Source organism: Nitrosopumilus cobalaminigenes (assembly GCF_013407145.1).
In the GTDB taxonomy this organism is placed as follows: Archaea; Thermoproteota; Nitrososphaeria; order Nitrososphaerales; family Nitrosopumilaceae; genus Nitrosopumilus; species Nitrosopumilus cobalaminigenes.
Genome location: NZ_CP026993.1, coordinates 713,330 through 732,744, shown reverse-complemented (window position 1 = coordinate 732,744; position 19,415 = coordinate 713,330). Strand labels below are relative to the sequence as shown.

Genomic DNA, 19,415 nt, shown 5'->3' with positions numbered 1-19,415 from the left:
GTCTATTCTCTACTCTTTAACCACATTGGGATAATCTCAACCCTGATTAATTCTTGAATAGATATGTCTCGGTCCTTAGCTTCCTTGACTAATTCTTTCCATGTCTTATCTCCTACTGATTGCATGAATTTTCGCATGGGTTCTGTTATTTCTGGCATTATATATCAATAGATATCCGTAGATATAAAGATATATATCCATAGATATCTATAGAATACTATGGATAGTATAATATCTAATCCAATGGGCGGCAACGTCAAGAAAATATTCAAAGTCTATATCTCGACTTTGGTCTTGATTTACGTTGCAGCTTCAATCCTAAGCATCGTCGGTGTAATGCCAATCCATCCTAGCATTGTTTTGTTAGTAGCTGGGGTAATAGTGGCCGGTATTATGGTTGCATATCAGGTCTATATGCGAAAGATCCTTAGAAAAAACCAAGAGTTATGATCTAACTCTATTCTTTTTTATTTCTAAATAGTGTCATGAACCTTCTTGATGTTTCCCTTTAGATAGTGGTCAAAGGTCATTGATGGTTTGCTATGTCTTAGATGTGTACTGATAACATCAATCTTATCAAAGCCTAAACTATCAAGTGCATCCTTACCCCATGACTTTCTAAAGATATGTCCAACGGTATTCTCCTTCATCTTGATTCTGTTTTGTGGCATCCAAGCTTCAATGTTTAACATAACACCAAGTCGCTTACACCAAATCCAAAATGTCCTGTATGTTAATCCAGGAAACAAAGGACCTTCATCCTTGAGTAATAGATAGCCATCTAGTTCCATGAGAAATACTTTAGGAATTACTGCCCTGTCTGATGTACTTGTCTTTGTTTTACCTAGGTAAACGATTCTATTTTCTAAATCAAAATCCTCTTTCTTTAGTTTGATTCCTTCCATTGGTCTTAAGGCCATGTGGTATAGGATCTTCATTAGGAATTGTATGTCTAAATCATCCCACTTTCTAATGTTTAACCTAGGTATTGCATCTAATATCCTGTTAAAGTCATGTTGATTGATGTAGTTTGGATTACTGTTCAATAATTCTAATACACACTACTACTATTTAGCTCTATATCAGAAAATATGTATTATGTGTAACAGAGGGTTTACAGGCACGAAGTATAGAGTGTAGAATAATACAAATAATTACCCTACCCATTACTATAAAAAATCCTTCTATATATCAGTCGGGCACACATACAAATCAGCATGTCACTATACTAACACTAGATTCAACGTTTAATCGGTGTCATGGTAATAGGAATCAGGGATTTTTCTTTTTGTTTTGAAATTTTCATCGTTAAACAAATCATTAACGACATTAAAGAAATATTCATACTTAGAAACGGCTGTACCGGCTACAATGCAACGAATACAACAACACTTTCTAGCATAGCTCCACTTCTCATGTGCAAGCTTTAACGCATAATCATAAAGTGTAACACCTTGTTTCTTTTGCTTGTATAATTTCTTGAATTGGTTTAACTTTCGTTTGTAACGTCTATCAACGCTTTCAAGGTCTGACATATCTAACGTCATTTCAAAAAGCCCTCTAGAGATGTTTGTTCGTCTATGTTGTGTAACCATTGAAGGTGAAGTCTAAGCAATGTTTTGCTTACTAACTTTTTATCACAATTAGGACAAATAGTGTCTAAACATTCAGAACAATTACAAGACATGAGGAATCTCCTGTTGACATTTATGATAATAAACTGTTTTTAGAAATAGAATACTTGAAAAAAGTTTATTTCTAAAAATGTCAACAAACATCAGATTCATTCTCCTTTAGAGTGGTTTGTTGAGGTCGCTTGAAATCAATGTTTAGCCAGACTCTTTGGTTAATTCCATCAATTCTTTGCTTATCTTCTTCATAATATTCAGCAAAAGCCTTACCAAATTGTCCTAATCCTAAAGGATTTTCACCCTTTTCTAGACAATATTCCTTATAGAATTGATAAGTTTCTCTTTTTGACTTGTGGTTTTCACTGTCAATTATGCAGTTTGAAGCAAAATAATCAATAGGATCAGCGTTTTCATTCCAATCTCTTTGAATGGTTTTCCAATCCTTAGTATGGGTAAATTGGCCTACTTTGTTCAATTTATTGGCAATTCGTACAAGGCAAGAAAATACTAGGTTTTTCTCGGTTTGGTTGGCTTCTAGTTTTTCTCTAAGATATGGGATTCTTTCAGAATCATTTTCAAAGTTTCTTTCCCATTTGATAATTATCCATCTTCTAAAGAATCCTTGACTTTGGTCGAAACTCTTTGGAAATCTATTGCAGCTAAACATTAGCTTACAGAATGGATATAATGTGAATGGGTCTTTGTACTTCTTCTGTACTTGTAATCCTTCACCAGATACAATATCTTTGATTTCACCTGTATGTCTTAGTTCATTCTTTTCAAGGTCCGAAAAGATGTTTGCAGACTTTCCATCCAAATCGGCTGACATGTGTTTATCAGATGCAATCTTTTGAAGTGGGATATGTGTGACATTGTTTTTGCCTAATAGTGATTCAATGTAAGATAAACAAACAGACTTTCCATTTTCCCCATTACCTAAGAACATGAAAGCTTTTTCGTCAATATGGCGTTTTACAATTGGGCTTGCAATAATTTCTAATACTGTCTCAAAATCTTCTTTTCTAAATTTATCCTTGACAGTAAATGAATTTACTAGATATTTCCAAAACAAAGTATCTTTTAGATTATCCTCAATGTTATCATAATCTGGTAAACTGTATTCTACCGGAAGTAATACCTGGCTTAGATGTTCTGGTGTATGTGGTTTTAATTCCAAAGTTTCCAAGTTTAGTATGCCGTTTTCAACAGTGATTAGATTAGGGTCTTTGTCAAAATCTTCAAGGTCTGTAAAGGTTTGAACTTTGATTTTATCAATAACTTCGGCTCGGTCATGTTTAGTGCAGTTTGGAATTAACTTGTTAGTTTCTTCTTTGATTATTGATTCTGCATGTAGGGAATCATAGATTTTTCCATTGAATAGTAAAACCTTTTCAGTTTTTCTTAGTGTGACAAAATTATAGAAATTTCTAAGAACTTTGGCAACATTGTCTATCTTTTCCTCATTATCAAATCTCAAATTATTATCAACGATGAATATCTCCATTAGATTAGCCTGGGAAATCTTCTTTGTTGGGTCAACTTTACAATTTCCTAAGATACTTTCTTTTTTGACACCATGATTATCAGATCTGCATAAACAACTGTCACTAAGGCAATTATCATGTCTATCCCCTAAACATTCATTACAATTGATTAGTTGAACGGTCAAGAATAAACCTCCTTGTATAGTCTGCATAGTTTGGAAGCTTGTTTCTTTATGTGTTTGATTCCATATTCATTTCTATGACTTCTTTCAATATGTTTTCTAAAACCCTCATAGGTTTTAGAAATCTTATTACAATAACAACAGACAATACGGATTTCATTGTGTCCTGTTTTTGAACGTGACACGGATAAGTTGATGTTTATGCTACTCAATTATAGAATCATCTCCATTGGTGATGGTTTGGTTTTCTTTGGACGGAAAACTATTTTTTTTCTTTAATGACTTTGAAATAAGATAATCAATTAATGTACTTCTAGGAATTAACTTACGAGCTTTATCTAATTTGTCAAGAGTATCGTTTGACAATGTTATGGATATGTTAGTTGTACGGCGAGCAAATTGAGACATATCATACTAATAACACAAGTAGTATTTAATATGTACGAATATCGTACTATCTTTAGTATATTTTATTGATATCCGTACTATTACTACTATGATAGTATGGATAGTACCCAATATCAGTTAATCATATACGAAAAACGTCAATTATTTCTAAAAAATATACTAAAGATTATTCTTTCTTATCTAATTTCAGGTCTAAACGTTCCATCAACTTTTCAATAAGTTTTCTATCCATGTTGGCCATTTCTCTTAATTCGTCAATTTCTTTTCTTTCTTCTTGAAGTTTATCATTTTCTGCTTTTAGTTTTGCAGTATCATCAATGGTCAAGTCAGACTCTATCTTTTGGTATAGTTCTAGTTTTTCTGCATCTGTCATTCTATCATATTCATCAAGGTAGCCTTTTTGCCCTGCAAGCTTCTTGGCAAAGTTTGAATCATGTCTAGACACTTTGGTGATGCCATATGCCCTGAATGAATGGGTGTTAATCATAAATCTGTTATTTGATTCGTATCTCATATCAAGACCGACCTTTTTCAAAGTTCTTCTCATAATCTGCTCAACGTTTAACTCTGAAAAGATATGATTCTCATTTGTACCAAAGACTAAATCATCATCATCTAACTTTCTTAGTATTGGTCTTAACAATCTGCTTGCTTCTTTACTAAAGAAAGTAGTACGGCCTTTCTTGAACTTGGCAATTGTTGGAGGGATTTTCACAATAATGTTTAATCCAGATCCATCAAGATGCTTTTTTCTTAACTGGACAGTTTCACCAACCCTCATTAATCCGGATAACTGGCATAGGAATTGGACTCTATGCTTGTACCTTAGGGGTTTTAGTATGGTTTGTATGTCCTCTAAAGACAATCCATACAAATCCTCTTGCATATTTCGTCTAAAGTCTAATTCTTCCTTGATATCCTGGGGATGAAGCTTGATTCCCCTATAATGTAGGTACTTTTTCACTTGTGAGAAATAGTTCTTTACTGTCCTTGGTGCCCTATCGTGGTTTTGATTAATCCAGCCCTGTAGAAATTCAAATAGGTCAGTCTCATCAAATTTCTTTAAATCCTCAATACAATCAACTTTTCCAGTCTTTTCCATACAATAATTCTCAAAGTTTTGTAATGTGTGGGTATAACCTTCTAAGGTTTTAGGGTCACGAGTAATCATTTTAGCCATGAAAGTTTCTTTAGTTCTTAGAAGTTTCTTTAATGCCATAACCCAAAAACAATTGAAAACTATTAAAATAAAACTATAGAGTATTCATTTTAAACTCAATGAAAGTTTTCTATCAGATAATTGCAATAAAGTCTAAATTATAGGAATCTGAATTTGACATGTTATGGAAATATCTAGTCAAAACGTAGTAGGAGGTACAGCACGTTCGCCACACAGAGCAATGTACAAAGCTATGGGGCTAGATGATAATGATCTTAGTAAACCATTCATCGGAGTTTGTCACACAGGAAATGAGGCAACTCCATGTAACATTTTGTTACCAACATTGGCCGAAGAGGCAAAAAAAGGAGTTGCAGAAAATGGTGCAACCCCAAGAATATTCTCAACAATTGCAGTTAGTGATGGAATTGCCATGGGACATGAAGGAATGAAATCATCTCTAATATCTCGTGAAGTTATTGCAGATTCTATTGAATTAATGGTAAGAGCACATCAATACGACGGTATTGTAGGAATTGCAGGTTGCGACAAAAGTTTACCTGGAACAATGATGGCAATGGCCAGACTAAATTTACCATCAGCCTTTGTATATGGTGGAACAATCATGCCAGGGATTTTAGATGGAAAAGAGCTTACAGTTGTAGATGTTTATGAAGCAGTTGGAGCATATGATGCAGGACAAATTTCTTTAGAGATGCTAAAAAATATTGAAAACACAGCATGTCCTAGTTCTGGTTCATGTGGTGGAATGTTTACTGCAAACACAATGGCATCAATTTCAGAAGCTATTGGATTGGCATTACCTGGAAGTGCAAGTCCGCCTGCAGAAGATGAAAGAAGAAACAAAATGGTTTATGATACAGGTGCTGCATGTGCAAAATTATTAGAATTAAACATCAAGCCAAGAGACATTATGACATTTGAAGCATTTGAGAATTCAATCGTGATGCTTAATGCAGTTGGAGGTTCAACGAATGGAATTTTGCATTTGTTATCAATGGCAAATGAAGCTGGAGTAAAACTAACTTATGATGATTTTGAAAGAATTAGAAAAAAGACACCACATATTGCAGATATGAAACCAGGTGGCAGCTATGTAATGAATAGTTTAGATAAAATCGGGGGAATTCCATTTGTCTTAAAAAAATTAGCTGCTAAGGGATTACTCAACGGAGGTTGTATTACAGTTACAGGAAAAACCATTCAACAAAATCTAGATGCAATGACAATTCCAGAACCTGAACAGTCCATTATCCGACCTGTTGATAATCCAATCCACACAGTAGGAACAGCAGTTGTACTCAAAGGTAGTCTTGCTCCAGAAGGAGCAGTGATTAAAACTGCAGGTGTAGAAATGACCAAATTTACGGGTAAAGCAAAAGTCTATGATAGAGAAGAATATGCATTTGATGCAGTTGCAAAAGGAGATGTCGAGGAAGGAGATGTTGTTGTGATTAGATATGAAGGTCCAAAAGGAGGACCAGGTATGAGAGAAATGCTTGCAACAACTGCAGCACTAGTAGGTCAAGGTTTAGGTAAAAAAGTGGCAATGGTAACAGATGGACGATTTTCAGGAGGAACCAGAGGATTCATGGTAGGACATGTTGCACCAGAAGCATATGTTGGAGGACCAATAGCACTAGTCAAAGATGGTGATGAAATTACAATTGATACAGAAACTACAGTAATTGATCTTCATGTTTCAGAAGAAGAATTAGCAAAAAGAAAAGAATCTTGGAGGAAACCTCAACCAAACTATACCTCTGGAGCATTGGCAAAATATGCAACACTTGTTGGTTCAGCCGCTCAAGGTGCAATTACTACAGCCAATCCTTAGAAGAACAAATTGTCCACAAGCTTTATAGATCGCGATCTAAAATAAGATTTAGAGATAACAGGAAAAAGAAACGACTTATGCTTATCAAATTACTGTTGTCTACTACAGGTTTTCTAAAAATATTTTAACTGAATTTACCTCAAGAAAACCATGGTCGTTTTAGAAGTAGTAGCAAAATTAGAGCAATTAAATGAAGAACAGAAAAATACGTTAGACCAACTTCATGAACAGTTTGAAGACCTTGCAAAAGATCCTAGATTTGCAGGACTTCCAATGGATGAGATTGAAAATTTGTTTTCGGCTTATCTTAAAACATGGATTAAAACAAATAATGACGTAATCAATTTATTAAAAAATTAAAAAGAATTAAACTGAACAAGACCCTCACAATATCATGGATATCTACTCTAGTAAATTTGCAATAATTGTAATAATTGTACTTGTTACCATTTTGTCTTTACAAGTGTTAACAAATAGTAACAATTCCGCACAACTAATCGATGCTGAAACTTGTGAATTATACATAATGGATTCTCAGATTAATGCAAAACAATATCTTAATGAATTTGATCAAAAATGCCTAGATTTTAAAAATCTAAACACATAGAAAATTAATTAATGAAACTATTTCCATATCATAACATGGAAGGACCGTCAGAAATAAATTCTGTATTTTGGAACGAAGAAAAAAAATCATGGGATTATAAAATGATCAAAGTGGATGAATATTTTGGATTTACAGAATGTCAACAATGCAGAAAACCAATGTCACATAACGTGAAAACAGATGGAGAATTCAAAATGGTTTATGTGAAATGTGCTTGTGCAAATAGAAAATAAGTAATTATAAAATTAAACTGAATCCATGCCTAAAACATCATAGTATGCTTTTGGAATCATCGACTGTCCTTTGAAAAATACATTATTTACTGCAGTGTCCAAAACGTATGTTTTTGCCCAATCATCATCACTTCGAATTGAACGCCCAAATCCTTGTAATATCTTTGTAAGAGTTTGTGAAGTATACCATTGAGGGAATTTATTCATTTTTGCCCTAGTACGTTTTTCAGTATAGTTCGGGTATGGAACTTTTGCAATTATTTGAAATCGAGACAAATCATCTTTCAAATCCACACCCTCCCATAGAGATGAAGACAGTAAAACACCAGTAGGATCAGAGGCATGCTCAGATATCACTTCATCTTGTGTTTTGCCATCTTTGTTTTTACTATGACAAAGTCTAATTCTTTGAGTATTTTTAGGAGAAAGGTGTCTAATGATTTTTTGACATCTAGGAATAGACGAAGTCAAAATTAATCCTCGCTCGTTAGAATGCTCATCCATAATTCTATCAATTGTTTTAATAATTTCAAGTTCATCCTCATCAGTTGAACCATAACTTAATCGTCGAATATTGAGAAGATCAATTGTTCTATGTTCAATTGGAAATGGGGATTTTGGTGTATCGACAAAGGCTACATCATCTTTTTCCAATCCCATGTTTTCACAAAAACTGGATTTGTCAATGGTTGCAGACATGAAAATTTGGTATTCTGTTTCAAAGAAAGAGTTTGCAAATTTTGAGACATCAATTGGTTTAACAGAAATGGTTCTAAAATTCCCATTCAAATCTTTTTGAGGATCATTTACAATAAAATTATCTTTATCAGACATTATGTCAATTTTAGCTTGAGCAGATCTATCATGACGACGTTCCAATCCCGTGATTAATTCAAAATCAGGATTGTTTTGAAATGCAGGACTTTCTTTGATATCTTTAATTTGTTTAGCATATGCAAACGCCATATCATCAGTTAGCTTTATCATTGAATCCAAATCAGTGAAATCATATTTTTCTGAATTAAGATTACATTCATCAACCTGACCACTGAAAATATCAAATCCAACAAACTGGATTATTTGATCTTCTATTTTGTGAGCCTCATCAAAGACAGTAACTTTTCTATCTAGATAATCCTCAAAGAGTTTCTTGTTAAATTTCATAATTGTGAAAAATGCGTGATAATTCCACAGAGAATGTTTTGATGCAAGAGCATCATATTTTTGCAAATAATAGTGACATGATGGAGTATCCTGAGTATTATCGGCTACTTGGCCAATAGTGGGCTTGAATTTACACACTTCAAAAACTTCTTTTCCATTTTTTGTGACTCTTTCCTGACATTCTCCCTTATCACAGGTTAAACCCCATCTCATAGCTCGTCTTTCATTATCCACCTTTTCTGCAGACATTAGTTTTAGACAGGGGAAATTTTGTTTGCCTTTTACGGGTTTTAAAAACGGAATATCTTTGATGTATTGATCTTGAAGATGTTTTGATGCAGTTACAGTAAATGAACTATCAAAATAATTGGAGACAGTTGCACCTACCAGTGATTTTCCCACTCCTGTCGGAGCACATAGAATAATTTTTTTAAATCCCGATTGGAGTTTTTCTTCTATTTCTGTGAGAATTTCTTTTTGGATAGATCTAGGAGTAAACTGATCTGGAAATTTTTCTAATAAGGACAGGATTACATCTTTTTCAGCTCAATATTAAAAGCATAGAGGTTATTGGATAATCGTCATTTTTGCAATCTAGTTTAATATCTAGTGTTACTTTGCTATGTTATGGAACTATTAGATGACAAAATGAGAGTTTGGACAGATAGTGCTCAATATGTAAAACCAAATCCAGGAGTATACGTTTTGTATAACAGAAGTAAAGATCCAATATTCATTGGTGAAACTGATAATCTAGAGAAAACTTTTGCAAATTATGTAGATACTGAATTTGACGGAGATGAATGTAAACAAAAAACATCATCATATCAAAGGATATTTGCTGAAAATCCAAAAGAAATGCAAATGCAATTGATTGATGATTTTAAAAATGAAACAGGCAATATCCCTGTCTGTAATTCAGAGATCAAGATAGAAACGCCTTAGACAAGTTCACTGCGTTGCAATGAAGTCTTACTAGATTAATATAAAAAATCATTATCTTATTTCATGTCAAACGCGATGATTTACGTTGGAATTGCCGTAGGTGTAATAGCAATGGGTGCAGCAATTGCATACGGTACTGAAAACCAAAAAAACTACATACCAGAAGACGCAGTTTTGTCTCAAGCAGCAGAAGAGGGACTCTTACCTAAAACTGGGACTTTTGGAGCCGATTTAAACAAGGAGAAATGGCATGAAGATCCTTTCGGCGATTTAGCACAAAAAGTTAGAGAACAAAATGGGAGATAATCACATATAGATTATCATCCATATTATTTTCAAAATTTTTACTAATTAAATCAAATTCAGGAATAAATTATACATTTTATTGGTAAAGCAATTTATCTGAGATAGACGTAATTTAACAATGCATCAGTGCTATTATTGTGAACAAATTTTTGATTCCAAAGAACAGCTTTACGAGCATGTTGAAATTCATTCAGACAGTGAACGTAACAAGGAAATCATGGAAAGAAAGAAACAGGCAGCTAAAAAATAATCATTTCAGCCTAGACTAAAAAAAATAGAGCAAAGGTCAGAATTTATCAAATTCTGGAGCGGATATAAGAATTAATTTCACATACAATATGGATTGGGTTGAAAATTTGTTGCAAAAATCATGTGATAGAACACTCACAAAAGGAGAAGTATTGCATAGTCTATTTCACATGATAGAAGTTAATGAGAATACACTAAGCCATATTCAATCAAACAATACAGATTTTGGCCCAGAATTAGAAGAATTGAAACAAACTGAGATGAGAGATTTAAATTTTCATTTAAAATATTATCGTAGTCTAGTAAATTACATTAATTCAATTCCAGAAAATAAAATTATAGAAAATAGAACCTAAGCATCCCAAGATACAGTGTAAGATACAAAAGTCTTAGGAGAAGATTCTTTCTTTTTTTCACCCCATTCATTTGGAGTATGGCCTGAATTTTGTTCGGATAATTCATTCCATTTGAATTTGGGTAAATTTGCAGTTTCCATGTAGGATGTTAGAATAATTAGTAAATAACATACCAGCATACACTGCAAGACAAATTTTATTTTATTTTATTATTGAGCCTGTCATATTTTGATTGCTCTTCCAAATTCTGACCATATTTAGTATCTTCATGATATTTTAGACATTTTTCTTCAAACAATTTCTGCAATTTTTCAACCTCGCCATGTATCATTTTTCCTGAATCCTCTTTTGCAAACTGTTTTTGTTGGGGCTCATTTTGACCTCTAGTTGGAAAATGTTTATTGTAGAATTTTGCTTTTAGTTTCGGGAGATTTTCAACCTTTACCAATTCTGCAAGATCAAATTTACCTTGCTCATGATTAAGCAACATATCGTTTGATTCAGATATTCTTACCCAAGACAATAGAGGATGAAACTCAGTAAAAATACGAATATCTTCAATCATGAAAACAATTTTGTCATTTATCTTATCAGAATTTACAATCCACGTAAATCGATATTTTACGACACTGTGAGAGTCTTCAAAAACTGCAGGATTTGATTCTGCTTGAAAATCAGACCATTTTAGTGCAAAATTTGGAGTCCAATCCAAAGTAACACTATCGCCCATAATAGATGGTCAATTAATTGATAATAAAATTATTTTTAGAAAAAGAGTGTTTGACGGCAAATGAATTCCAAGATGGTCGATTAAGGCAAATGTATGAAGCCGTCAAACAGATGACTCTATTATTTATGATACAAAATAGACTAAAAGAAAACGTGTGTCCATTTTGAACAAACGCAATATTTCAAAAAAAGAGTCATTTTTAGGCTTAAGTAAAAAATGGATCATTTTTTCAACCCTTTTTGATCAATATTCAAGACATGTTTTATTTTAAGAATTTTTGAAAATAGCAATTAATACAAATATTGAAAGCAAGGTGATTGCGAATTTGATATCTGCTGTAACCCCCAAAGGGCTGATGATAAGGATATCAAATTTGCTTGCTTTCTCAATTCTAAACTATTAATCTCAGATAATATGAGCATATTTTGATGATGACAAGATTTTATGTTACAATGGGGATTTCAGTAGCAGCTTTAGTAGTAGGATTAGTTTTATTATTCAGCTAGTTAAGATTGAATTTCAAAGTTAGGATCACAACCTAATTGATTGATAATATCATTGATTTCGTGTATCAATTCATTTTGTTGATCAATTAATCCATTGACTTTTTCAGCTTGTGAATTTATTCTATCATATGCAATTTGTGCTTTTTTGTAGTCTTCTTGGGAAAGTGTTTTTCCTTCATAGAATTCATACTGTTTGTAATATTCATCATACTGAGTTTGTTCACGCGAAATTTTAACATCCAGAGATTCAATTTCAGATTGAATTTCTTTTTCTTGAACCAACAATAGTTTTTGTCCAACATAAAGTTCTTCTAATCTATCAGGAATAACATATCCCTGTGTATCATAATTAATTTCTGGAGATTCAGTTGAATACATTAAATGATTTTCTTCACTAGTGTGACCTAAACCTAAGGCATGACCTATTTCGTGCATCAATATATTTACGACCATGTTTTCATCGTTTTGAACAAAATTAGAATTACAATCTTCGGCTCCAATTGAAATATCTAAAACACAATGACTAAGAATTCCAAAAAGAACAGAATTACATGTTGCAAGTCCAGTGTGTGTAGTGGATGCATATTTTTGCCATCTAATTTCAATGTTAGAATTTTCGGATTCAATAAACTCCAAATTAGGATTAGAGTTTTCCCAATTTTCTATTGCTTTCATTAATGCATTTACTGGAATTTGTTTATCTGGAACATCCGGAACATTCTCAAATGAATAGTAAATGATCTGATGATCTTCAGAAGTTACAACATTGGAGATTTGTTGTATGTTTTCAATAGAAGGGGACAAGCCTATGGAGGAAGAATCGTTTCCTATAGGCAATAAATCAGCATACCAGGCATAACCAACAATTACAACTAGTGCAATTATCACATAAACTGCTTTCAATAATAAAAGAAAAACATCGCATTACCTAAAACTTTCCATGAAATAAGCAGTGTATAGGCTGGATGGATTTTTTTGACAACATAAATCAACTTTAACACACTTTTTTTATTTTAAAAGAATAATCACAGAATAATCATTGCCATAGAATAGCTGGATGTTGGTAATCGCTAACGCAATTCGACATTGATTACCAATTTTATCTGTGGCCAAAAATTTTACTTTGGATGTGAATTAGTCAAATATTCAGATTTTTCTGTATCAGAATATAACAAAGGATTATTTTCTAACAGAGATAAAATATTTGAAAATGCAGGACACTCACAATCAGCAGAAAACAATTCTTCACATTTAGAACATTGAACAACAAAGTGAGAACCCCAATCACATTCAATATCTTCAATTATTTCAAAAACGATATTCTCATTACAAATACATCGTAATTTATTTTGAAATTTTCCATTCAAATCCATAACAATTTCTTTAAAAAATCAAATATAATTTATTAGCAACTAGATTATCTTAAAGTCATCTCAATTTGACAGAATGCCCTACGTGTAAACTTGCAATGGAATCACATTCAACTGAAGAGTTGATGGAATGTTGTATGAAACAAGTAGGAGAAGGGGTTTCAGATGAAGAAACAGGAACATGTCCTAATTGTAAACATGATATCAAAAAGCACTCCAGTAAAGAACTAGCAGAATGTACCATAGAGTTCCTCAAATCAGGGATTAGCAACTAATTCAAGATAAGATTAAACTATAGAAAAAATCAGATAAGACATTGGATCAGACTACAAGAAAACTAATTGTTGATTTTTCACCAATGTGGACTAATAGAGAGATTTGGGAATTTGAACAAATCAATGAAGATTTGACATTTGACGCAGTTTATGCTAAACCAGGTAATTTTGAATCTTGGAAATCAAAATTATCTTATCCAGATTCAGATATCCGTGAAATGGTAGTTAGAACTTTTGATAATTTTTTGGATGGAAATGAGTTATGGATTGCAAACAAAAATGACGAAAAATTGGATGAAAAGTACGTGGCATACCTCATGTCAGTCATGGCAGATGTGATGATTGAAGAAGAAATATGCCTAAATTTTAGAATTGAAAATAATTGTCTTGTATCCACAATGGATGAAAAAGCAGACGTCATTGACTGTAAAGAATTTTTTGAAGAATTTTATCACCTAGCAACAGGATTTAATTTTGATACAGATACAGGAATTCCAGATGATGAAACAGAGGCAGAAATGTATCTAACCAGATTACAAGAAGAATTTGACGAAAAAATGAAAAATAAACTAGGAGACAAGTATATGCCAGGAAATAATGATCCTGACACACTTAATGCTGAGAGTTAAAATTTAAAATCAGATAAAAATGTCAGAAAGAAAACCATATAGAAATTTCAAAAAACGTGAACCTAGCTTGACAACAGAGCAAAAGGTAGAACAATTTGTAATTCGTAATTCTAAAAACGGGTATTTTACCAAAGTATCAACCATTTCATACAAATTTGATGTATCAGAAGACATGGCATGGAGTATTGTTGGAGAATTATTATCAAGTGGATCTTTCGAATCAATTCATGATGAATATTCTGGAGAGATGAAGCTTTGTGAAAATGGCAAAACATATTCTATTCTAGATTTAGAAAGAAAAAGAAAAAAAGACAAGTATAGAAATAATAAAAAACAATCAAAAAAGAAATCACCACCAAAAGCAAACTCTTAATTTCAATTCAGTTTGACATATTTTAATGGATGAAGAGAATTTACCTGCACAATGTCATCCAATTCCAAAATCAAAAAAGAAAAAACAAAAGGAGCCAAATCATGATACAGTGTAAATTATGTGGAACCCCATTAGGAAAAGAACCAACTACAGAAGAACTTGAGACTCACTGGAAAAAACATCACAGTTGGCATTGGGAATCAAATAAAGATAAAACACCAGAAGACGCATTATTAAAAAAACGATAATTAACGTCTTGGAATAGTGGTCGTTTATAGCATGCCTAGACCACTAATCGAAGGCGCCAATATTACTTTAGGCTCGAGATATAAAAGACAAATCATGTGATTATCAAACATTTGTTCACTAAAGATGAAAAAATAAAACTAATTTTTAGAATTTACAACATGTTGTTTATCAATTAAAAATGAACATAATACTCACGGATGGTAAAACAAAGTGAATGAGGATTTTGCAGAGTATACAAAATGCATCTCATGTGATCAGGCATTAATTTACTGTGATTGTAATTGTCCGTATTGTGGAAAACGTGAAGATTGTAATTGTGAAATGGCAACATTGTCATCATCATAGTGAATTTTTACGAGCCTAAAAAATAATTTAAAAAATTCTTACGCATAATATTTGATTAATTTTCAGCTATTAGATGTGAAAAAACTTACTTTGAATTTGTAATAGTGATTTTGTCATAAGGGCACATGTCAAAAATAGAGGCATATGATATCAAAGCACGAAAAAAGGTATCAATGAAAAATCCACAGCCATATCTAATGAAAAATGGATCATGGGCACTAAAAGGAACTAGCTCAGAGACTGGAATTAATTTATTCAAAATTGTCGGAAGACAAAAACCATCAATTGGTCAGTCAAAATTTGAAACATTCAAAAATTTGTTTACAAGTAGACAATGCGAATGTGACAAAACATGCTAGTCACATTTTTTATTTTAGGCAGATAATTGCTTTCTTGAGATTTTTGTGCAGACTACCAGAAATGAACACAATTAGAAAGCATTAATGGGATATTTTTCTACAGATATTCATGTCATTAGATATTGATTGGAAAAATAATTTCTACGGCATATCCTGGGCATATGAGAAGGACAGATTGGTAGTATCAACTGTGTTTGAGGATAAAAAAGAAGCAATTTTGATTGCCAAAGAAATTGAGGATTGGAGTGATAAATTTACACGACTGACAATTATTGAAAAAGACAATGATGAATTTGCAATTTGTGTATATCAAGATCCGCAGATTTCAAAAAATGATAGCCATTTAGGATTATTCAGAACAGGTATGAGACAAAGTGGAGGATATGAACAAGCAAAACCCATGATTGTAGAGAAACCACCTCTGTTACAAATTGCATATGCAGCAGATGTAAGGGATATGAAGACATATGAGCAAATATCAAGACTAGTCCCAATGCGAAAATGCAGAATAATTTCAGAAAAAGATTTGAAGAAACAAGAATACTATTATGAAAAAACTGCAAATTCTCTAAATTAAGAAAAAGGTGAGATTCAAAAATGAATCTAGGATTTGAATCATCACCAGGTATGGTCGGGTAATAGAATTATCATAAATTCAATATAAAGAATCACTACTCATTTTTACTGAGAAATTGTACTGATAAATCGTTCATCTTCATTAAATAGAAATTTTGCCACAACAAAATATGCAAAATAATAACAATCAATCAGAATGGGAAGAAGCAATAGGCCTTTCATGGCTAGTATCAGATGAATAAAATGTCTAGTTTTAATTCAATATGCAGCCCAAATTGTTGGTGTAAAATAGAGAAATCTGAAAACATCGACGACCAGCTTTAGAAATTTCTAAGGCTTTAATTTTTTAATTCACAATATTCATAAAGTAATATTTTGGTCTTGTTGTATGAAAATGACACCAAAATTTGTTTTGATTGTTTTACTCGTTTCATTATTTGGAAGTGTTTTAGAAATTTGGGGAGGAAGTTGGGATATTACTAGTCACGCAGTTGGAGCGCCAGAGTCATTTTTCACACCACCACATGCAGTATTGTATTCAGGGGTAGGGATATCCCTGATTGCAGCAATTGCATCTCTAGGAATCATCGGCAGAGATAAAGAAATCCGTCGTGAATCATTTTCCCTAGGTTTAAAATTAATTTTGGTTGGAAGCATGATACAGATTGTCGCAGGGCCTTCAGATTATTTGTGGCATGAACTCTTTGGAACAGATGGATTACTCAGTCCAACTCATTTGACACTAATTACAGGCATTTTGATTCAGTCGGTAGGAATTATTGTCGGGTTAACAAGATTAATTCCATATAATTTCAAAGCAACAAAACCTGCAACGACTATAGGATTTTCAGCATTATGGTTTATCGTAATTGCATTTTGTTTCCAATTTGGATTGCCAATATCTAATGGAGAAACAATCAACTTAAACCCAGATCCATATGTGGGAGCAATCATTCTAGGCATTACAATACCATTTTTCTGCACATTGATTTTTTGGGGAGCCGTTAAATCAATGAAAGGTTTTGGATGGGCAAGTACAGCAGTTGCAGGATTAATCATTATGAATATTACAGCAAATGTGATTCCAAATGAAAATTTGTTTGGATTTTTGCCATGGTTTGCAGTGCCAATGATTGTAGCAGTAATTGCAGATGCAATAATGAATGATAAGATCAAAATCAGAAAATTCAAAGAGGAAATTTCAGGAGGATTAGTAGGTGCTGTGTTTATCATAAACAGTATGCCTCTTGTTGGAATGTCTTTTATTCAATTTTATGTGTTCAATGAGGTCTCAGGATATTCATTACTCCCAGATTTCTCAGAAACCCTAGCAATAGTATTTGGAATAATGAGTATACCAAGTGCAATAACAGGCATCATAGCAGTAAAAATTGCAAAAAAGAAAATCACTCTGCCAGTAGAATCAACTGTGTAAATTACAAAGATTAAATTCTATTTTAGAACAATATCAATATGCACTGCGATGATAAACGAACGTTGTATGTGTTAAAAGAAGAGGTCTACAAATCATGGAAATTGCTTGAAAAATCTGGATTTGCTGATCAGCAATTATTGGAAGATTTTAACAATATAGTTACAGAATATTTTGAATGTAAATCATCATCAGAATAAAAATCACGTATGATTTTAGGGGTAGATCTTAAGTATTATTTTGACGTAACAGATGAAGATGAATTTTGAAAATCTTCTAAAGAGAATTATGGATTCAGATGTAAACATTAGACATAGTGTAGTAACAGATAGCGATGGTAATATTTTAGCAACCAGTCACAGGGAAGGAATTACAAATTATCTTTCTGCAGAAGAGACAGAGGCTTCTTTGAAAAGAGCATCAGTTGCATGGAAAGGCAGGAATGAGTTAGCCCCAAAAATTGGTCATGGATTGTATGCGGTTGCAACATTTGAAAAAATTACAAGAATGACATTCCCATTAGGAGAAGATAATTTGATTTTTGTCAGTATGGGTTCTGATACAGTCAGAACAGACTTACATGAAGGAGGACAAAAACAGATTATTGAGCACGTGTTGAATATTTTAAGCAAAGATCCTACAAAACAATAAAAAATTATTTTGAAAAGAGATTATAAATTTGATAGATGATAATGAGAGTTATCAATAATGACTATGATCGAGCATACAAAAGAATGCAAATACAGAATGAATAACGACATGCCACATACAAATTGTTATTGCCAATGTCACAAAATAATCATGGCAGAATCTTCAAAACTTGAATCAAGGACTTTTTGATTCAGGTTCAAAATTATCAATGATCTCAGTCACACTGGTAAGAATTGTTTCTTTGATTTGGGTTTGACTCATCCCCGATTTGTGCATTAGTTTCATTTGATCCATTAATGAAAAATGAACCCTACCTTGAAGATAATCGACTATTCCAAATCCGGTTTTTGGGAATTCAGTTACAAACATTTCATGTTCTGAAAGATCATCAGGTTTTTCACTCATAGTTTAATTTCATAAAAACCAGATATAAAATTTCCATAATTTATTAGACCATACAAAATGAAAATGATATGACAGAATTTGTCCACAGACCATATGACAAAATCTATGTCAGAGACATGATCAAACTCAGTTTAGATGATCTGATTGGTATGATGTCATCACTTGAAGCCGCAAATGCTTACTGGGTTGATGGAGTGTTATTTGCCAGTTTTGCTATGACTGAGTCTGAAGAATTGGCAAAAAAAGAGATGCAGAACGAAATGTTTCTTGATAAGATAATTTTTGCAGTATATGAAAATTATTCAAAGACAGTAAAATCATCAACAAATTTAGAGATAGGGGTTTTGAATATGCAAAAGAGCAAATTATATCAAGACCTCATTGCTTGGCTGAAAACTCAGGCAATATGGAATGAATAAAAAATTAAGATTGATTCCAAGAACCGTACCCACCATCAAGAGTAACTGCATTGAATCCTTCTTTGATTAATTCATCAGCTGCAATATTTCCCCTATAACCAGTGCCACAATAGGTACAAATTTTCTTGTCTCTCATATCTTCAATTTGTTTTTTCTTTGCATTTCTAATTGATAGTCCTAAGGGCATATGAACAGAGCCTTCTACAACTCCACCAGATAATTCATCAGCTTCTCGAACATCAATTATCACAAAATCACTTTGTTGTGTTTTTAGATCATTTGCAGTAATTTTATCTGCCATGAATACTAAAAGATGTTCTGTAATTTATTTCTGCACTTGGTTTGATAGTAATGCATGATCCATACTAATCATCATACATTGAAAATGAATTTGTTCTTCAGAAACAAATCCACATTCATGACAATAGAATTGGTTCACTTCATTACACACTTCACATTTTTTGTTCAATTCTAATTCGTGTCCACAACGTCTGCATGAATCTTGTTTCATGTA

General features: G+C 32.6%; 33 protein-coding genes. 19 read left to right on the top strand and 14 right to left on the bottom strand.

The features are described 5' to 3' along the window. Window positions 1–2: 2 nt before the first annotated feature. From C5F47_RS04415 to C5F47_RS04390, 6 genes are all read right to left on the bottom strand, one after another. Window positions 3–158: a hypothetical protein gene (locus C5F47_RS04415; RefSeq protein ID WP_179361676.1), complete on the bottom strand. Its 156-nt coding sequence runs from the start codon at window positions 156–158 to the stop codon at window positions 3–5. 315 nt (window positions 159–473) lie between these two features. After that, a complete protein-coding gene (locus tag C5F47_RS04410) occupies window positions 474–1,046 on the bottom strand; it encodes a tyrosine-type recombinase/integrase (protein ID WP_179361675.1) in 573 nt (190 codons plus the stop codon). A gap of 201 nt (window positions 1,047–1,247) precedes the next feature. Then, entirely contained in the window at window positions 1,248–1,547 is a 300-nt protein-coding gene (locus tag C5F47_RS04405) for a hypothetical protein (RefSeq protein WP_179361674.1), read from the bottom strand. 220 nt (window positions 1,548–1,767) lie between these two features. Continuing rightward, on the bottom strand, window positions 1,768–3,300 hold the full coding sequence (locus C5F47_RS04400; protein ID WP_179361673.1) for a DNA primase family protein: 1,533 nt from the start codon (window positions 3,298–3,300) through the stop codon (window positions 1,768–1,770). 201 nt (window positions 3,301–3,501) lie between these two features. After that, window positions 3,502–3,705 carry a hypothetical protein gene (locus tag C5F47_RS04395; protein ID WP_179361672.1) on the bottom strand — a complete coding sequence of 68 codons (204 nt, stop codon included), beginning with the start codon at window positions 3,703–3,705 and terminating at the stop codon, window positions 3,502–3,504. A 166-nt stretch (window positions 3,706–3,871) separates the two neighbouring features. Continuing rightward, window positions 3,872–4,924, bottom strand: coding sequence for a tyrosine-type recombinase/integrase (locus tag C5F47_RS04390; protein ID WP_179361671.1), 1,053 nt, complete (start codon window positions 4,922–4,924; stop codon window positions 3,872–3,874). 124 nt (window positions 4,925–5,048) lie between these two features. Here C5F47_RS04390 and ilvD point away from each other — a divergent pair, with 124 nt between their 5' ends. From ilvD to C5F47_RS04370, 4 genes are all read left to right on the top strand, one after another. Continuing rightward, complete coding sequence (ilvD, locus tag C5F47_RS04385) at window positions 5,049–6,722, top strand: dihydroxy-acid dehydratase (protein WP_179361670.1); 1,674 nt, start codon at window positions 5,049–5,051, stop codon at window positions 6,720–6,722. 150 nt (window positions 6,723–6,872) lie between these two features. Next, the gene (locus C5F47_RS04380) at window positions 6,873–7,082 is read left to right on the top strand and encodes a hypothetical protein (RefSeq protein WP_179361669.1); all 210 of its coding nucleotides are present in this window, start codon (window positions 6,873–6,875) and stop codon (window positions 7,080–7,082) included. A 34-nt stretch (window positions 7,083–7,116) separates the two neighbouring features. Beyond that, on the top strand, window positions 7,117–7,329 hold the full coding sequence (locus C5F47_RS04375; protein WP_179361668.1) for a hypothetical protein: 213 nt from the start codon (window positions 7,117–7,119) through the stop codon (window positions 7,327–7,329). Window positions 7,330–7,340: 11 nt separating this feature from the next. Further along, complete coding sequence (locus tag C5F47_RS04370) at window positions 7,341–7,562, top strand: hypothetical protein (protein ID WP_246271205.1); 222 nt, start codon at window positions 7,341–7,343, stop codon at window positions 7,560–7,562. Window positions 7,563–7,574: 12 nt separating this feature from the next. On the opposite strand, the gene C5F47_RS04365 is transcribed toward C5F47_RS04370, so the two are convergent. Then, window positions 7,575–9,257, bottom strand: coding sequence for a helicase C-terminal domain-containing protein (locus tag C5F47_RS04365; RefSeq protein ID WP_246271219.1), 1,683 nt, complete (start codon window positions 9,255–9,257; stop codon window positions 7,575–7,577). A 96-nt stretch (window positions 9,258–9,353) separates the two neighbouring features. Here C5F47_RS04365 and C5F47_RS04360 point away from each other — a divergent pair, with 96 nt between their 5' ends. From C5F47_RS04360 to C5F47_RS04350, 4 genes are all read left to right on the top strand, one after another. Continuing rightward, window positions 9,354–9,671 (top strand): GIY-YIG nuclease family protein, encoded by a 318-nt coding sequence (locus C5F47_RS04360; RefSeq protein ID WP_179361667.1) that lies wholly within the window; start codon window positions 9,354–9,356, stop codon window positions 9,669–9,671. Between the two features lie 63 nt (window positions 9,672–9,734). After that, window positions 9,735–9,977, top strand: coding sequence for a hypothetical protein (locus tag C5F47_RS04355; RefSeq protein ID WP_179361666.1), 243 nt, complete (start codon window positions 9,735–9,737; stop codon window positions 9,975–9,977). A 118-nt stretch (window positions 9,978–10,095) separates the two neighbouring features. Further along, the gene (locus tag C5F47_RS09755; protein ID WP_281361096.1) at window positions 10,096–10,227 is read left to right on the top strand and encodes a hypothetical protein; all 132 of its coding nucleotides are present in this window, start codon (window positions 10,096–10,098) and stop codon (window positions 10,225–10,227) included. An 88-nt stretch (window positions 10,228–10,315) separates the two neighbouring features. Next, entirely contained in the window at window positions 10,316–10,582 is a 267-nt protein-coding gene (locus C5F47_RS04350; protein WP_179361665.1) for a hypothetical protein, read from the top strand. Here C5F47_RS04350 and C5F47_RS04345 read toward each other — a convergent pair. The 4 genes from C5F47_RS04345 to C5F47_RS04330 all read right to left on the bottom strand — a co-directional run bounded on the left by C5F47_RS04345 (window position 10,579) and on the right by C5F47_RS04330 (window position 13,191). Beyond that, window positions 10,579–10,722, bottom strand: a complete 144-nt coding sequence (locus C5F47_RS04345; RefSeq protein ID WP_179361664.1) for a hypothetical protein — start codon at window positions 10,720–10,722, stop codon at window positions 10,579–10,581. The genes C5F47_RS04350 and C5F47_RS04345 overlap by 4 nt on opposite strands. A gap of 56 nt (window positions 10,723–10,778) precedes the next feature. Beyond that, window positions 10,779–11,312, bottom strand: a complete 534-nt coding sequence (locus C5F47_RS04340; protein WP_179361663.1) for a hypothetical protein — start codon at window positions 11,310–11,312, stop codon at window positions 10,779–10,781. A gap of 506 nt (window positions 11,313–11,818) precedes the next feature. Continuing rightward, window positions 11,819–12,721: a matrixin family metalloprotease gene (locus tag C5F47_RS04335; RefSeq protein WP_179361662.1), complete on the bottom strand. Its 903-nt coding sequence runs from the start codon at window positions 12,719–12,721 to the stop codon at window positions 11,819–11,821. Between the two features lie 215 nt (window positions 12,722–12,936). Beyond that, complete coding sequence (locus C5F47_RS04330; protein ID WP_179361661.1) at window positions 12,937–13,191, bottom strand: hypothetical protein; 255 nt, start codon at window positions 13,189–13,191, stop codon at window positions 12,937–12,939. A gap of 65 nt (window positions 13,192–13,256) precedes the next feature. Here C5F47_RS04330 and C5F47_RS04325 point away from each other — a divergent pair, with 65 nt between their 5' ends. From C5F47_RS04325 to C5F47_RS04285, 10 genes are all read left to right on the top strand, one after another. Next, complete coding sequence (locus tag C5F47_RS04325) at window positions 13,257–13,463, top strand: hypothetical protein (RefSeq protein ID WP_179361660.1); 207 nt, start codon at window positions 13,257–13,259, stop codon at window positions 13,461–13,463. A 41-nt stretch (window positions 13,464–13,504) separates the two neighbouring features. Continuing rightward, window positions 13,505–14,092, top strand: coding sequence for a hypothetical protein (locus tag C5F47_RS04320; protein WP_179361659.1), 588 nt, complete (start codon window positions 13,505–13,507; stop codon window positions 14,090–14,092). Window positions 14,093–14,111: 19 nt separating this feature from the next. Beyond that, window positions 14,112–14,465, top strand: a complete 354-nt coding sequence (locus C5F47_RS04315; protein WP_179361658.1) for a hypothetical protein — start codon at window positions 14,112–14,114, stop codon at window positions 14,463–14,465. Between the two features lie 101 nt (window positions 14,466–14,566). Beyond that, window positions 14,567–14,713: a hypothetical protein gene (locus C5F47_RS04310; protein WP_179361657.1), complete on the top strand. Its 147-nt coding sequence runs from the start codon at window positions 14,567–14,569 to the stop codon at window positions 14,711–14,713. A gap of 211 nt (window positions 14,714–14,924) precedes the next feature. Next, window positions 14,925–15,059 (top strand): hypothetical protein, encoded by a 135-nt coding sequence (locus C5F47_RS09750; protein ID WP_281361095.1) that lies wholly within the window; start codon window positions 14,925–14,927, stop codon window positions 15,057–15,059. Window positions 15,060–15,184: 125 nt separating this feature from the next. Beyond that, window positions 15,185–15,418, top strand: coding sequence for a hypothetical protein (locus tag C5F47_RS04305; RefSeq protein WP_179361656.1), 234 nt, complete (start codon window positions 15,185–15,187; stop codon window positions 15,416–15,418). 109 nt (window positions 15,419–15,527) lie between these two features. Next, window positions 15,528–15,995 carry a hypothetical protein gene (locus C5F47_RS04300; RefSeq protein WP_179361655.1) on the top strand — a complete coding sequence of 156 codons (468 nt, stop codon included), beginning with the start codon at window positions 15,528–15,530 and terminating at the stop codon, window positions 15,993–15,995. A 387-nt stretch (window positions 15,996–16,382) separates the two neighbouring features. After that, window positions 16,383–17,429: a hypothetical protein gene (locus C5F47_RS04295; RefSeq protein WP_179361654.1), complete on the top strand. Its 1,047-nt coding sequence runs from the start codon at window positions 16,383–16,385 to the stop codon at window positions 17,427–17,429. Window positions 17,430–17,467: 38 nt separating this feature from the next. Next, entirely contained in the window at window positions 17,468–17,626 is a 159-nt protein-coding gene (locus tag C5F47_RS04290; protein ID WP_179361653.1) for a hypothetical protein, read from the top strand. 58 nt (window positions 17,627–17,684) lie between these two features. After that, window positions 17,685–18,077 (top strand): roadblock/LC7 domain-containing protein, encoded by a 393-nt coding sequence (locus C5F47_RS04285; protein WP_246271203.1) that lies wholly within the window; start codon window positions 17,685–17,687, stop codon window positions 18,075–18,077. A gap of 174 nt (window positions 18,078–18,251) precedes the next feature. On the opposite strand, the gene C5F47_RS04280 is transcribed toward C5F47_RS04285, so the two are convergent. After that, window positions 18,252–18,482, bottom strand: coding sequence for a hypothetical protein (locus C5F47_RS04280; protein WP_179361652.1), 231 nt, complete (start codon window positions 18,480–18,482; stop codon window positions 18,252–18,254). Window positions 18,483–18,550: 68 nt separating this feature from the next. Here C5F47_RS04280 and C5F47_RS04275 point away from each other — a divergent pair, with 68 nt between their 5' ends. Further along, on the top strand, window positions 18,551–18,901 hold the full coding sequence (locus C5F47_RS04275; RefSeq protein ID WP_179361651.1) for a hypothetical protein: 351 nt from the start codon (window positions 18,551–18,553) through the stop codon (window positions 18,899–18,901). A 4-nt stretch (window positions 18,902–18,905) separates the two neighbouring features. Here C5F47_RS04275 and C5F47_RS04270 read toward each other — a convergent pair whose 3' ends face one another. Further along, a complete protein-coding gene (locus tag C5F47_RS04270) occupies window positions 18,906–19,202 on the bottom strand; it encodes a rhodanese-like domain-containing protein (RefSeq protein ID WP_179361650.1) in 297 nt (98 codons plus the stop codon). Window positions 19,203–19,226: 24 nt separating this feature from the next. Further along, entirely contained in the window at window positions 19,227–19,412 is a 186-nt protein-coding gene (locus C5F47_RS04265) for a hypothetical protein (protein WP_179361649.1), read from the bottom strand. Window positions 19,413–19,415 lie beyond the last annotated feature (3 nt).